This is a genomic window from Massilia sp. 01N410 (assembly GCF_056399665.1).
Genome location: NZ_JBFTRV010000005.1, coordinates 1 through 14,987 on the forward strand (window position 1 = coordinate 1; position 14,987 = coordinate 14,987).

The 14,987-nt window shown below is 66.8% G+C and carries 9 protein-coding genes, 1 tRNA gene and 1 pseudogene; 7 read left to right on the forward strand and 4 right to left on the reverse strand.

Annotated features, from left to right (window positions below; translation table 11 throughout):
* The 5 genes and pseudogenes from AC1DOP_RS08220 to AC1DOP_RS08240 form a co-directional block, all read left to right on the forward strand.
* Window positions 1-324, forward strand: a pseudogene (locus AC1DOP_RS08220) (aminopeptidase); the annotation flags it as partial.
* Between the two features lie 6 nt (window positions 325-330).
* Window positions 331-2,781: a M1 family metallopeptidase gene (locus tag AC1DOP_RS08225; RefSeq protein ID WP_477250739.1), complete on the forward strand. Its 2,451-nt coding sequence runs from the start codon at window positions 331-333 to the stop codon at window positions 2,779-2,781.
* Window positions 2,778-3,287, forward strand: coding sequence for a DUF6702 family protein (locus AC1DOP_RS08230; RefSeq protein WP_441934835.1), 510 nt, complete (start codon window positions 2,778-2,780; stop codon window positions 3,285-3,287). The genes AC1DOP_RS08225 and AC1DOP_RS08230 overlap by 4 nt, the downstream gene beginning before the upstream one ends.
* Window positions 3,288-3,298: 11 nt before the next feature.
* Complete coding sequence (locus AC1DOP_RS08235; RefSeq protein WP_477250740.1) at window positions 3,299-5,362, forward strand: TonB-dependent receptor; 2,064 nt, start codon at window positions 3,299-3,301, stop codon at window positions 5,360-5,362.
* A 23-nt stretch (window positions 5,363-5,385) separates the two neighbouring features.
* Entirely contained in the window at window positions 5,386-6,138 is a 753-nt protein-coding gene (locus tag AC1DOP_RS08240) for a 2OG-Fe dioxygenase family protein (RefSeq protein ID WP_441934833.1), read from the forward strand.
* A 302-nt stretch (window positions 6,139-6,440) separates the two neighbouring features.
* Here AC1DOP_RS08240 and AC1DOP_RS08245 read toward each other — a convergent pair whose 3' ends face one another.
* Window positions 6,441-7,688 (reverse strand): DUF1501 domain-containing protein, encoded by a 1,248-nt coding sequence (locus AC1DOP_RS08245; RefSeq protein ID WP_477250741.1) that lies wholly within the window; start codon window positions 7,686-7,688, stop codon window positions 6,441-6,443.
* Between the two features lie 22 nt (window positions 7,689-7,710).
* Window positions 7,711-9,279 (reverse strand): DUF1800 domain-containing protein, encoded by a 1,569-nt coding sequence (locus AC1DOP_RS08250; RefSeq protein WP_441934831.1) that lies wholly within the window; start codon window positions 9,277-9,279, stop codon window positions 7,711-7,713.
* A gap of 149 nt (window positions 9,280-9,428) precedes the next feature.
* On the opposite strand from AC1DOP_RS08250, the gene AC1DOP_RS08255 reads away from it, so the two are divergent.
* The gene (locus tag AC1DOP_RS08255) at window positions 9,429-10,550 is read left to right on the forward strand and encodes an efflux RND transporter periplasmic adaptor subunit (RefSeq protein WP_477250742.1); all 1,122 of its coding nucleotides are present in this window, start codon (window positions 9,429-9,431) and stop codon (window positions 10,548-10,550) included.
* A 10-nt stretch (window positions 10,551-10,560) separates the two neighbouring features.
* The gene (locus AC1DOP_RS08260; protein ID WP_441934829.1) at window positions 10,561-13,674 is read left to right on the forward strand and encodes an efflux RND transporter permease subunit; all 3,114 of its coding nucleotides are present in this window, start codon (window positions 10,561-10,563) and stop codon (window positions 13,672-13,674) included.
* Between the two features lie 153 nt (window positions 13,675-13,827).
* Here AC1DOP_RS08260 and AC1DOP_RS08265 read toward each other — a convergent pair whose 3' ends face one another.
* Together AC1DOP_RS08265 and AC1DOP_RS08270 are read right to left on the reverse strand one after the other, a co-directional pair.
* Window positions 13,828-14,610: an ElaB/YgaM/YqjD family protein gene (locus AC1DOP_RS08265; protein WP_441934828.1), complete on the reverse strand. Its 783-nt coding sequence runs from the start codon at window positions 14,608-14,610 to the stop codon at window positions 13,828-13,830.
* Window positions 14,611-14,901: 291 nt separating this feature from the next.
* Window positions 14,902-14,977: transfer RNA gene (locus AC1DOP_RS08270), tRNA-Thr, on the reverse strand.
* Between the last annotated feature and the right edge of the window lie 10 nt (window positions 14,978-14,987).

Here is a 14,987-nt window from a genome sequence, read left to right on the forward strand (position 1 = left end):
CTCGAGATCACGCTCGCCAGCGGCAAGAAGTACGTCGAGCGCGTGCCGGCCGAAGTGTGGCGCTACAACCCGAAGAAGATCACGAAGCTGATCATCACCGACGAGCCGATGACCAGCCTGGTGCAGGACCCGTACTGGGAAACCGCGGATACGGACCTGAGCGACAACGCCTGGCCGCGCAAGGTGACGCCGTCGCGCCTGGAGCTGTTCAAGTCGCAGCGTGGCGGTGACGACATGATGAAAGACTATAACGAGAAACTGAGCGAAAAGCTGAAAACCAAGGAAAAAGCGGACGACAAGGACGCCCAACCGATCGCGAAATAAATGAACATGACCATGAAACGCCTGCCCGCCAGCCTCGCCGCCTTTTCGCTGATCGCCGCCATCACCGGCTCGGCCTTCGCCCAGCAATTCGACGACAAATTCCGCCAGCTCGACGAGCTGCTGCCCACGCCCACCGACACCCGCACCGCCTCGGGTGCACCGGGCCACGCCTACTGGCAGCAGCGCGCCGACTACAAGATCCGCGCCCAACTGGACGAAGCGAATCGCGCCGTGAGCGGCAGCGAGACCGTTACCTACCACAACAACTCGCCGGACACGCTGAACTACCTGTGGGTGCAGCTGGACCAGAACATGTTCCGCGCCGACTCGGACAACCGCAATATCTCGAGCTACCCCTCGCGCGAGGCATGGCGCACGGCCGGCGCCGGCGGCCCGGGTGGAGCTCAACCTGGCCTGCAGTACGAAGCGGCCCGCTTCCTGGTCGAGAGCCGCAAGTTCGACGGCGGCTTCAAGATCGCCAGCGTCACCGGCACTGATGGCAAGCCGCTGCGCTACGTGATCAACAAGACCATGATGCGCATCGACCTCGACCAGCCGCTGAAGCCGGGCTCGCGCTTCTCCTTCAATATGGCGTGGTCCTTCAATGTGCCGGAGACGAACGTGCTGGGCCGCCGCATGGGCTTCGAACGATTCGATAAACAAGATAAAAACGACCTGTTCGAGATCGCCCAGTTCTATCCGCGCATGGCCGCCTACTACGACGCCCACGGCTGGCAGAACAAGCAGTACCTGGGCGACGGCGAGTTCACGCTGGAATTCGGCGACTACGACGTCGAGATCACGGTGCCGTCCGACCACATCGTCGCCGCCACCGGCGAGCTGCAGAACGAAGGCGAAGTCCTGACCAGCGCCCAGCGCGAGCGCCTGAAGCAGGCGCGCAGCGCCACCCAGCCGGTGATCATCGCCAGCCAGGCGGATGCGGAAGCCCGCGAGAAGGGCCGCGCCACCACCACCAAGACCTGGCGCTTCAAGGCGAAGAACGTACGCGACTTCGCCTGGGCCACCAGCCGCAAGTTCATCTGGGACGCGCAGGGCTTCAGGAAGGGCGGTACCGACGTGCTGGCCATGTCCTTCTATCCGAAGGAAGGCAACCCGCTGTGGGAAAAGTATTCGACCCAGGCCATCATCCACACCATCGACCAGTACAACAAGTATTCCTTCGACTACCCTTACCCGGTGGCGATTTCCGTGAACGGCCCGGTGGGCGGCATGGAATACCCGATGATCTCGTTTAACGGCGGCCGCCCGACCAAGGACAAGAAGACCGGCGAGCTGACCTACTCGCGCAGCACCAAGTATGGCCTGATCAGCGTGATCATCCACGAGGTCGGCCACAACTACTTCCCGATGATCGTCAACTCGGACGAGCGCCAGTGGACCTGGATGGACGAAGGCATCAACTCCTTCATGCAGTTCCTCGCCGAGACCGCGTGGGAAGACAATTACCCGGCCCGCCGCGGCGAAGCGCGCAACATCGTCGACTACATGAAGAGCCGCAACCAGCAGCCGATCATGACCAACTCGGAATCGATCACGAACCGCGGCAGCAATGCTTACGCCAAGCCGGCCACCGCGCTGAACGTGCTGCGCGAGACGGTGCTGGGCCGCGAACTGTTCGACTTCGCCTTCCGCACCTATGCCGAGCGCTGGAAGTTCAAGCGCCCCACTCCGGCCGACTTCTTCCGCACCATGGAAGACGCTTCCGGCACGGACCTCGACTGGTTCTGGCGCGGCTGGTTCTACACCACCGACGCGGTGGATGTGAGCGTGGACGGCATCAGCGAGTACACGATCGGGACCAAGGATCCGGAAGTCGAGAAGAAGTGGAAGAGATCCCTGAAGGACCAGGAACCGGTGTCGATCACCGACCAGCGCAACAGGGGCAGCCTGCCGCGCCGCGTCGACGCGCATCCGGAACTGAAGGATTTCTACAACGAGCACGACGACTTCACGGTCACCAACAAGGACCGCAACAAGTACAATGAAACCATGGAGGGGCTGGAGGATTGGGAAAAGGCGCTGCTGAAGGAAGGCAAGCACCTCTACCTGGTCGACTTCAGCAACAAGGGTGGCCTGGTGACCCCGCTGATCCTCGATATCACCCTGGCCAGCGGCAAGAAGTACGTCGAGCGCGTGCCGGCCGAGGTGTGGCGCTACAACCCGAAGAAGATCACGAAACTGATCATCACGGACGAGCCGATGACCAGCCTGGTGCAGGACCCCTATCTGGAAACCGCCGACATCGACACCAGCGACAACGCCTGGCCGCGCAAGGTGACGCCGTCGCGCCTGGAACTGTTCAAGAGCCAGCGCCCGCAGGACGACATGATGAAAGACTATAGCGAGAAACTGAAAACGAAAGACGCCAAGAAGGACAGCAAGGAAGCCGTGAAGGATGCCGAGCAGTCCATCGAAGCGGGCAGGAAGGTGCAATGAGCTTTCACCGTTATCGTGGCTTTATCGCCCGGTGTGCAGCGGCCGCCGTCCTGGCGGGCGCCTGCGCGCTGGCGCCGGCGCACAACTTCCACGCCGGGATCACCGACATCAGCTACAACGAGCGTACCGGCAGCCTTGAAGTCGTGCACACCTATATGGCGCACGACGTTGAGGCCCTGCTGACCAATCTGTACCAGCGCCAGTTCGACCTGTCCGACCCGGACGACCAGGCCGTGTTCCGCAAGTATGTCGAAAAGCAGTTCTGGCTGGCGGACAAGGACAAGCGCCGCCTGCCGCTGAACTGGGTCGGCATGACGGCCGACGCCCAGAGCGTCGTCGTGTTCCAGGAAGTGCAGCAGACGCCGGCCTCGAAGGTCGAGTTCCTCCACGACGAAGTGATGATCGACTTCCTGCCCGACCAGCTGAATACCGTCAACCTGACGGTGGCCGGCAGCATCCGCACCTTCGGCTTCAGCAGCAATCACCCCGAGTTTTCAGTACATTAAGTTCCAGTTCAATGCGTCTTCGAGTCCTGCCTTGCGCGCTGGCCGCGCTGTTTTCCCCATTGTTGGTTCACCCCGCTGCACATGCCGACGATTTCGTGATCCAGCGCGTACTGGTCGAAGGGTCACGCGCGAGCCAGCTCGGCCTGCTTGACTCCGCGAATGCCGGCAGCGTCAGCCAGAAAGAGCTGGAGATGCGCACCATCTACCGTCCCGGCGAACTGCTGGAAGCGGCGCCCGGCCTGATCGTCAGCCAGCACAGCGGCGAAGGCAAGGCCAACCAGTTCTACCTGCGCGGCTTCAACCTCGACCACGGCACCGACCTCGCCACTTACGTGGACGAGATGCCGGTCAACCAGCGCTCGCACGCCCACGGCCAGGGCTGGACCGACCTGAACTTCCTGATCCCGGAACTGACCGCCCGTCTCGACTACCGCAAGGGACCGTACTCGGCTCGCGAAGGCGACTTCGCCTCGGCCGGCAGCGCCTCGGTCACCTATGCGAACCGCCTGGTGCGCGATGTGGCCACGCTGAGCGTCGGCCAGAACGGCTATGCGCGCAGCGCGCTGGCGGCGTCCAGGGATGCGGCCGGCGGCGCCCTCACCTATGCGCTGGAACTGCTGCACAACGATGGTCCCTTCACCCATCCGGACGATTACCAGAAGGTGAACGGCGTGCTGCGCTACAGCCGCGGCTATGCGAACAATGGCTGGAGCGTCACCGCGATGGCCTATCGCGGCCGCTGGAATTCCACCGATCAGATCCCCGAACGCGCGGTGGACGACGGCCGCATCGGCCGCTTCGACCTGGTCGACGACAGCGACGGCGGCGAGGCGCGCCGCTACAGCCTGTCCGGCGTGTGGCGCCAGACCTCGGCCGACTCGATGTCGAAGGTGAGCGCCTACCTGATCCGCAACCAGCTCGACCTGTGGTCGAACTTCACCTACTACATGGAAGACCCGCTGCATGGCGACCAGTTCGCCCAGCCGGACCGCCGCGTGACCGGCGGCTTCAATGCCCTGCACACCTGGCATGCGCACCGCACCGACACGGTCACCTCGGACCTGAGCGTCGGCCTGCAGGCCCAGAGCGACAATATCTTCAACGGCTTGCAGCACACCCAGGGGCGCCAGACCTTGGAGACCACGCGCCAGGACCACATCGTCGAGACCAGCCGCGCCGCCTGGATCGAGAGCGCCACGCGCTGGGGCGAGTTCTTCCGCGCCATCGTCGGCCTGCGCGCCGATCACTACCGCTTCCGCGTGAAGAGCGATTTGGCCGCCAACTCCGGCAGCGCCGGCGACACCCTGGTCAGTCCGTCGATGAACCTGGTGTTCGGCCCGTGGAAGAGCAGCGAGCTGTATCTGAACTATGGCCAGGGCTTCCACAGCAACGATGCGCGCGGCACGGTCGCCACCATCGATCCGAAGACATTGGCGGCGCTCGGCCAGTCGCCGGGCCTGGTGCGCTCGCGCGGCATGGAGATCGGCCTGCGCCTTGATGCGATTCCGAAGATGCAGACCGCGCTGTCGCTGTACCGCCTGGATTTCGATTCGGAGCTGAGCTATGTCGGCGACGAAGGCACCACCGAGGCCGGCTCACCCAGCCGCCGCTACGGCATCGAATTCTCGAACTACTACAAGCCGGGGAAGTGGCTGTCGATCGACTTCGACGCCGCCTTCGCGCGGGCCCGCACGCGCGACGTGGAGCCGGGCGAGGACCGCATTCCGGGCGCGGTCGAAGGCGTGGGCCAGCTGGCCATCACCGCCAGCCAGCTCGGCAAGAACGGCGCCTGGGAAGGCGCGCTGCGCCTGCGCTACTTCGGCCCGCGTCCCCTCATCGAGGACAACAGCGTGCGCTCGCATGCCAGCACCACGCTGAACGGCCGCATCGGCTATCGCATCGCCAGGGACCTGCGGCTGGAGCTGGAAGGCTTCAACCTGGCCAACAAGAAGGTCTCGGCGATCGACTACTACTATGCGTCGCAGCTGCGCGGCGAGAGCGAGCCGCGCGAGGACATCCACTTCCATCCGCTCGAATCGCGCTCCTTCCGCCTTACCCTCATCAAGAATTGGTAGGCAAAAAGTGCTACGCTAGCGGGATGACTACACCGCAACCACCCTATACCGACCCGTCGCGCATCGCCGATGCGCTGCGCACGGACGGCTATGCGCTGCTGCGTCCGCAAGACGTGGCAAGCCTGGCCGGCTGCTCCCTCGACGAACTGCAGGCCCTCGCGCCGAGCTGGGACCGGCTGGAACTCGACAACTACCTGAAGGACGGCGGCCGCTACCGGCGCCGGCGCCACTCCTGCTTCGTCGACGACGGCGGCGCGCTCACGCAGAGTCCCCACCGCGCCCACTGGCAGCCGGTCGAATACAACGCCCTGCACGGCGGCATGCACCGCCTGTTCGTACCGATCGAACCCGGCACCGCCGAGCAGCCGGCCTGGAACAAGCTGCTGCGCTCACTCGGCGCGGTGTGCTCGACGGTGAAGGGCGAGCAGACCTGGTATGTCGAGGCGCACCAGTTCCGCATCGACACCGCCGACGGCATCGGCCGCCCGACGCCGGAAGGCGCCCACCGCGATGGCGTCGACTTCGTGGCCGTGATCCTGATCGGCCGCGAAAACATCAAGGGCGGCGAGACCCGCGTGTTCGAAGCCGAGGGCCCGAAAGGCCAGCGCTTCACCATGCTGGAACCCTGGACCATGCTGCTGCTCGACGACGCAGCCGTGATCCACGAATCGACGCCGATCCAGCCGCTGGGGGAGCATGGACATCGGGATACCCTGGTGCTGACCTGGCGGGCCGGGGCGTTCCAGGGCGATGATGTGGAGACCACGGGAGCGTAAGCCACCACGAAACGCAAGACCGTCGTTCCCGCGCAGGCGGGAACCCAAGTTCTGTCCGCGCTGACGATACGCATGCAAACTTGGATCCCCGCCTTCGCGGGGACGACGGTTTGAATCGCGGGGACGTCGTCTTTAAAGCTACGGGCAAAAAAAAACCCGCTACCTTGCGGAGCGGGCGGAATCCAGATTCCGGAGAAAACTGGAGGAGACGGTTCAACTATAGCGCCATTTATTGTGCACCGCAATACGGTAAAACTACGATAGCGCGTTGACCTCGTCCTCCAGTGGGACCGCTCCTACAATCAGGCCTTGAGCACGCGGAAGGACGCTGCTTTTTGCGGCATTGCGGGAAAGACCTGGCTCAGCTGCTTATCGCTCAAAAGTAAATGCTGTTCGGCGATTTGCGCCAGGACCGAACGGAAATCGGTCGTCACCGGCAAATCGCGGCCTTCGTTCAGCGCAGCCTCTTCCAGGCCCTGCCAGTCGCCGTAGACCCGGCCGCCGCTGACCTTCCCTCCCATTACCCACATCACGTTCCCGTGGCCATGGTCGGTGCCGCCGGTGCCGTTCTCGCGCGCGGTGCGGCCGAACTCCGACATCACGACCACCACGGTATCGTCGAACAGGCTGCCCAGGCGTTCGGCCAGCACCGCCAGGCCCTGGCCCAGCGGCGCCAGGCGGTTCGCCAGCTGGCCGGTGCCGGCGCCCTGCGCCACGTGGGTATCCCAGCCGCCCAGCGCGACGAAGGCCATCTGGATCTTCGGATCGTTGCGCATCAGCGTCGCCAGGCGCGCGGCATCGTCGGGGAAGCCGTTCGGCAGCGGCGCGCCGCGATCGGCCGCCTGCATCTGCGGCGTCTCGGCGGCGGCCATCATCACTTCGCGGTGGGCCTTGCGGCCATCCTCGTAGGCGCGGCCGAAGCGCGGGTGGCCGGCGTAGAGCTGGTCGAAGGCGGCGCCGACGGCCGGGCGGTCGAGGATGTCGGCACGGGTAGCCGAGGCCACGTTCGGCAGGTTGACGGCCGCGGCCTGGCCGGCCAGGATGCGCGGCATGACGGGGCCGATGCCCAGCAGGCGGCTCGGCGTGGCGGTCCCCGGCAGGGCCGTGACCAGGCGGTTCATCCAGCCATCCGGCGTGCTCTTGCGGCCGGGCGTGGCCGATTCCATGTAGTCCTGGGCGTCGAAGTGCGAGCGGGTGGCGTCGGGCGAGCCGCTGGCATGCACGAAGGCCAGCTTCTTCTGCTGCCACAGCGGCTGCAGGCTGGCCAGCGCCGGATGCAGGCCGAAGTAGCCGTCCAGGTCGAGCGCGCCGTTCTCCATGCCGGGGCTGGCCAGGCCGATGCCGGGACGCAGGCGCAGGTAGTTCTCGTCGCCCACCGGCGCCACCACGTTCAGGCCGTCCACCGCCCCACGCAGCATCACCACCACCAGCTTCCTGCGGGTCGGGCTGTCGGCGGTGCCGCTGCCTGTGACCGCCCAGGCGTGGCGGCCCAGCGGCAGCATGATGCCGGCGCCCAGCGCCAGCGTGTTCAGGAAATCCCTGCGTTGCATGGTCGTTCTCCAGGTATCGAGGTTAGTGCTGCATGAAGTCGGGACTGCCCAGCAGCATGGCCGCGCGCAGATTGTCCGGGCTACGCGCGATGGTGTCGGCGGTGCGCGGCGACAGCGAACCCGCCAGCGTGGCCCGCAGACTGGCCGCATCCAGCGGCACCGGCGGTGCGGGCGGCGTCGGCGGGGGCGGCGCGAACATCGCCGGGGAGGCGTCGCTGCCGGCCAGGTTCTGCATCGGCGGGGCCGGCGGCGGCGGCGCCAGCAGCGGCCTGGTCGCCAGCGGCAGCCGGCCCTGGGCCAGCGCGGTGGCGAAGGCGATGCGGCGCGTCAGGGCGTCCGGGTTCAGCCAGGCCTCCTGGGTATTCTTGTAGCCGTCCGGGGTCTGGCAGCCGTACAGCGGCATGCCGAGCTGGTTCATGGTGTTCACCAGCGGACCGACGTTGACCAGCGGCGCACTGCCGGCGCGCGCGGCCGAGACCACGAACTGGTAGGGCGTCTTGAACTTGGCGCCGGCGGCCTCGCTGTCCATGAACTCGCTGCTGGAGAACAGGGTCTTCAGCACGGCGCGAATATCGCCCTGGCTGGCCAGCCAGGTCCGGCTCATGCGCTCGACCAGGGCCGGCGGCGGCGTATCGCTGACGAAGTACTGGGCCAGCTGGAAGCTGATGTGGCGCGCGGTGGCCGGGTGCATGGCCAGCACGTCGAGCGCGTATTCGCCTTCGTCCTGGCCAGTAGGCAGAATCTCGTGCCCGAGCCAGGTCTTGGCGCCCTTGTCGTGGCGGCCGGCGTCGAAGCGGAAGGTTTCACCCATGCGCACCAGGCGGCGCTGGTCGAAGGTCCAGCCGGTCAGCATGCGCGCCAGCTCGGTCACGTCGCGCTGGGTATAGCCGGCGTCCACGCCCAGCGTGTGCAGCTCCATCAGTTCGCGCGCATAGTTCTCGTTCAGGCCTTGCGCTCTGCCTTTCGCATTCGGCCGCGGCGTCGAGGAGACCACGTTATCGAGGTAGAACAGCATTGCCGGGTGCTTGGCGGTGGCGCCCAGCAGGGCGCGGAAGGAACCCAGTGCGTAGGGACGGATAGCGTCGCGCTCATAGCTGGCCACCAGGGCGCGGTCGATGCCCTTGCCGGCGAAGACGTTGAAATGGTTGAACCAGAAGTCGACCATCACCTCCTCGAGCTGGCGCGGACTCTCGACCGCGCGCAGCAGGCGCGCCTCGGCTTCCTCGCGGGTGGCGCGTCCCTGCTCGATGCGGCGGCGCTGCTTGGCGCCTTCTTCCTCGTTGCGCACTTCCTTGCGCAGCTCGATGTAGTCGCCCAGGGCCGTGCCGGCGCTGCGCTTGACGGTCTCCAGCGCATCCAGGCGCGCCGACAATTCCGGCGGCATCGGGATGCTCTCGGGGTGCAGCTGCTCATCGATGTACTGCTGCGCACCCATGCGCTGGACGCGCTCGATGTCGCCCGGACGCGGACCGAAGGCCAGGCGGTTCAGCACATGCACCGCCTGCTGGTCGGGCGCGAGCGGCGCCGCGTGGAGCGCCGGTGTGAAAAGCAGGCTTGCTGCGAGGATGGCGAGCAAAGGACGGCTGGTCATGGTGAACGCTCCGGAGGTTTATCGAACAATCATCTCTACCAGGAAGTGTAGATAGGACTGCCTCTTTGCAAAAGTAAGGATTTGTAACCGCAGTCGCCGTACATACACGAGGCGCCGCGCCGCCTTCCTTTTGCTACACTGTCGTGACCATGACCAGACTCCGCCCCCTCCTCGTTCTCCTTCCGGTGGTCGTGCTGGCCGGCCTGGCCGGCGTCCTCGCCACCGGCCGCGCCGCCGACGACAAGAAGGCGGCGGCACCCCGTCCGGCGCTGACCGTCACCACGGCGCGCCCCGCCAGCGCACGCCTGCCGCTGCGCCTCGCCGCCAACGGCAACGTCGCCGCCTGGCAGGAAGCCGTGATCGGCAGCGAGTCGAACGGCCTGCGCCTGCGCGAGGTGCGCGTCAACGTCGGCGACGTCGTCAGGAAGGGCCAGGTGCTGGCCGTGTTCGACGCCGACGTCGTCAACGCCGACCTGGCCCAGGCCAGGGCCGCCCTGCAGGAAACCGAAGCGAATGCCGCCGCCGCTCAGGCGGACGCCGAGCGCGCGCGCGCCCTGCAAAGCTCGGGCGCGATGAGCGCGCAGCAGGTCACCCAGTACATCACCGCCGAGCGCACCGCCAACGCACGGGTGGCAGCCGCGCGCGCCACCCTGTCGCAACAGCAGCTGCGCCTGAAGTACACCCAGGTGGTGGCGCCGGACAGCGGCGTCATCTCGGCGCGCAGCGCCACCGTGGGCGCCGTCGCCGGCGTGGGCACGGAACTGTTCCGCATGATCCGCCAGGGCCGGCTGGAGTGGCGGGCCGAGGTCACGGCGGCCGAACTGCCGCGCATGAAGCCTGGCCTGAAGGCCGAGGTCAGGACCGCCGGCGGCGCCGTCGTCAAGGGCACGGTGCGCACGGTGGCCCCGACCGTCGATCCGCAGACCCGCGTGGCCCTGGTCTACGTCGACCTGCCGCCCAGCCTGTCGCCTGACGCGCCATTGAAGGCCGGGATGTTCGCCGGCGGCCGGTTCGAACTGGGCGAGTCCGATGCGCTGACGGTGCCGCAGCAGGCGGTCGCGGTGCGCGACGGTTTCGCCTATGTGTTCCGCCTGAATCCGGACAACCGCGTCAGCCAGGTCAAGGTCACCACCGGACGCCGCCTTGGTGAGCGGGTCGAGGTGGTGGCCGGGCTGCCGGCGGATGCGCTGGTGGTGGTCAGCGGCGCCGGCTTCCTCAACGATGGGGATTTGGTGCGCAACGTGGTGCCGGTCGCCATGCCGGCGCGCTGAAGGGACGGCGATGAATTTCTCGGCCCTTTCGATCCGCAACCCGATCCCGGCGATCATGCTGTTCGTCCTGCTCACGCTGGCCGGCATCCTCGCCTTCCGCGCCAACAAGGTGCAGGACTTCCCGGACATCGAGCTGCCCATCGTGACCGTCACCGCCACCCTCGACGGCGCCGCCCCGGCCCAGCTCGAGACCGAGGTCGCGCGCAAGATCGAAGACTCGGTGGCGACCCTGCAAGGCGTCAAGAACATCTACACGCGGGTGCTGGACGGCGTGGCCACCGTCACCGTCGAATTCATCCTCGAGAAGGACTTGTCGGACGCCGTCAACGACGTGCGCGACGCCGTCTCGCGGGTGCGCGCCGACCTGCCGGCCGAGATGCGCGACCCCAGCGTGACCAAGACCATCACCGCCGGCCGCGTGGTGCTGACCTTCACCGCCGAGGCGGCGCAAGCCAACGGCAAGCCGGCGCTGGATGCGCCCGACCTCAGCTGGTTCATCGACAATACCGTCTCCAAGCGCCTGCTCAGCGTGCCGGGCGTGGGCGCGGTCAAGCGCGTCGGCGGCGTGTTCCGCGAAGTGCGGGTCGAACTCATTGAAGCGCGGATGGCGGCGCTGCGGGTATCGGCCCTGGACGTCTCGCGCCAGCTGCGCAACGTGCAGCGCGAAGAGCCCGGCGGACGCGGCGACGTCAGCGGTGCCGAGCAGTCGGTGCGCACCCTGGCCACGGTGCGGACGGCCCAGGAGCTGGCGCGCATGGAGATCCCGCTGCCGGACGGCCGCCATGTGCGCCTGAACGACATCGCCACGGTATCGGACAGCATCGCCGAGCCGCGCGCCCTGGCCGAGCAGGATGGCCACACCGTGGTCGGCTTCGAGATCTTCCGCACCCGCGGCGCCGGCGAGACCGAGGTCGCGGAGGGCGTGCGCGCCGCCGTGCGCGAGCTGCAGGCGAAACATGGCAACGTGGTGCTGCGCGAAGTGATCGACAATGCCCGGCCGGTGCAGGAAAACTTCGACGCTTCGATGGAGATGCTGTACGAGGGCGCGATCCTGGCCGTGCTGGTGGTGCTGTGGTTCCTGCGCGACTGGCGCGCCACCATCGTCGCCGCCACCGCCCTGCCGCTGTCGGTGATCCCGGCCTTCCTCGGCCAGTACCTGTTCGGCTACACCCTGAACATGGTGACCCTGCTGTCGCTGGCGCTGGTGGTGGGCGTGCTGGTCGACGACGCCATCGTCGAGATCGAGAACATCTCGCGCCACCTCCGCATGGGCAAGACGCCGATGCAGGCCGCGCTGGAAGCGGCGGACGAGATCGGCATGGCGGTGATCGCGACGACCTTCTCGCTGGTCGCGGTGTTCCTGCCGACCGCCTTCATGAGCGGCATCCCCGGCAAGTTCTTCAAGCAGTTCGGCTGGACCGCGGTGCTGGCCATCCTGGCCTCGCTGCTGGTGGCGCGCCTGCTGACGCCGATGATGGCGGCCTACTTCCTGAAGCCGGCCAGGCAAACGGAAGAGAAGGACGGCCCCATCATGCGCCGCTACATGCGCGCCATGCAGTGGTGCCTGCGCCACCGTGGCCTGACCATGCTGGCGGCGGCCGCGTTCTTCGCCGCCTCGATCTCGCTGGTGCCGCTGCTGCCGACCGGCTTCATCCCGGCCGGCGACCGCGCCCAGACCCAGATCAAGGTCGAGCTGCCGCCCGGCGCGACCCTGGAGCAGACGCGCGCGGTAACCGAGCAGGTGCGCCAACTGGCCCTGCGCGACCCGCTCATCAAGACCGTGTTCAGCTCCGTCGGCGGCGGCTCCAGCGGCGACGTGTTCGCACCGGGCGCCGCGGCCGAAGCGCGCCGCGCCGTGCTGACCGTCACCACCGTGCACCGCGACGACCGCAAGGAATCGCTGGCCCGGATCGAATCCCGCCTGCGTGCAAGACTCATGGACATCCCGGGCGCACGCTTCACGGTCGGCCCGCCGGAATCCGGCGTCAAGATGCAGCTGGTGCTGCGCAGCGAGGATCCGGTGGCCTTGACGGCCGCCGCGCGCCAGGCCGAACGCGAACTGCGCACCCTGCACGGCATCGGCAACGTCAGCTCGAGCGCGTCGCTGGTGCGGCCGGAGATCATCGTGCGTCCGGACTTCGCGCGCGCCGCCGACCTGGGCGTGACCGCGGCCAGTATCGGCGAGACCGTGCGCGTGGCCACCGCCGGCGACTACGAGCAGGTGCTGGCGAAAATGAACCTGTCCGAGCGCCAGGTGCCGATCCGCGTGAAGCTGCCGGACGCGGTGCGCGCCGACCTCGATGCCATCGGACGATTGACGGTGCCGGGCAAGAACGGCCCGGTCCTGCTGGCCAACGTCGCGGACATCACGATGGAAAGCGGCCCGGCCCAGATCGACCGCCTGAACCGCAGCCGCAACGTGACCCTGGAAGTGGAGCTGAACGGCCGCTCGCTGGGCGAGGTGAACACCGAGGCGCGCGCCCTGCCCGCCCTGCGCAAGCTGCCGGCCTCGGTAACGATCGCCGAGCTGGGCGACGCCGAAGAGATGCGCAAGCTGTTCGCCAGCTTCGGCACGGCGATGCTGATCGGCGTGCTGTGCATCTACGGCGTGCTGGTGCTGCTGTTCACCGACTTCCTGCAGCCGGTGACGATCCTGGCCGCGCTGCCGCTGTCGATCGGCGGCGCCTTCGTGGCCCTGCTCCTGACCCACGATGCGCTGTCGATGCCGACCATGATCGGCCTGATCATGCTGATGGGGATCGTGACCAAGAACTCGATCCTGCTGGTCGACTACGCGATCCTGGCGCGGAAGGCGGGCATGAACCGCTTCGACGCCCTGGTGGACGCCTGCCACAAGCGCTCGCGCCCGATCGTCATGACCACGATCGCGATGGGCGCCGGCATGCTGCCGCTGGCCCTCGGCCTGTCCGGCGACCCGAGCTTCCGCTCGCCGATGGCGGTGGCCGTGATCGGCGGCCTGATCACCTCGACCCTGTTGAGCCTGCTGGTGGTGCCGGCGGTGTTCACCTATGTGGACGATGCCGAGCACTGGTTCGGACGGATGGGGAGGAAGTTGCGGAAGCAGCCGCGGCAGCGGGCGCGTGAGGAAAGCGCGGTCAAATGAACGTCGCCCCCGCGCAGGCGGGGGCCCAAGTTGGCCGGCGCTACCGAAACGCGTGCAAGACTTGGGTCCCCGCCTCCGCGGGGACGACGTTCTGAAGCCAACAAAAAAGCCGGCCCACGGGCCGGCTTGCTCACCTACCAATCGATCTAACGATCAATAATCGCGACGGCCACCACCCAGGATCTTGGCCAGCAGGAAGCCCACACCCGCAGCAATCGCCACGGCGGTACCCGGGTTCTGGCGCACGTATTCGCGGCCCTGGTCCATGTACTGGCCATAGGCGTCGGTCAGCTGTTCCTTGCGCTGACCCAGGCTGTCGCCCGCGCCGCTCAGCATGCCCTGCAGCTTGTCCACGCCGGCGTGGGCGGTCGTTGCCAGGCGGTCGACCACCGGCTGCACGCTGTTGACGGCCTTGTCGACCATCGGCTTGGCGGCGTCCGCGGCCTGGTCGATCTTGCCGTGCAGGTCCTGGGCCTTCTGGTCGACCAGGTTTTGTGCCTTGTTCGCCATGTCCTTCATGTCGCCGCCGGTGCCGGAACCGGTGGCCGAGCCGGTGCCCATGCCGCTCTGGCTGCTGCCCGACGAACCAGTGGGACCCATGCTGGAGCCGCCGCGGTTGAGGTTGGACGAGCCGGTCGAACCGGTCGAACCGGTCGAGCTGTTGGTGCCGCTGGCGGTCGAGCCGCTGGCGCTCATCGCACCCATCGAGCCGACGCCCTGCGACGAGGTCGAGGTCGACGACGAGCCGGCATTGCTGATGCCGCCCACGGCGCCGGTGCTCGACGCGGTCGCGCCGCCGGTGCTCGATCCGGTCGAACCCATCTGGTCCTTGCCCTGGTTCGGCTGGCTGCTCTTGTTCAGGCTACCCGAGCTGTTCGAGCTGCCCTGATTACCTGCATTGCTACCTTTTGCTTCGCTCGGCTTTTGATTATCCATGATGTATTCCTCGTAAAATTTTGACGAACGCGGAGTAGACCGATACTCGACCATCAACACATTGACCCTGAACACTTTCAGGAGTTCCGCGCATAGGGATGATCCATTTCGGGTTTCGCTGGGTAGGGCCGCGATGCCGGTTCGACACCGGTTGCGCAGCGTCGCGATAGAAAAAATACAACTTACGGTCGATGGGGACTGTGCGCTGACTAACAGAGCTGTTGGATCGTGGAGAAAGGGAGCGTTGGAAAGCAAAAAGGCACCCCGATGGGATGCCTTTTACGCCAAAACTGGTGCCGCTGACCGGAATCGAACTGGTGACCTTCGCATTACGAATGCGCTGCTCTACCGACTGAGCTACAGCGGCGGGAGCCGTA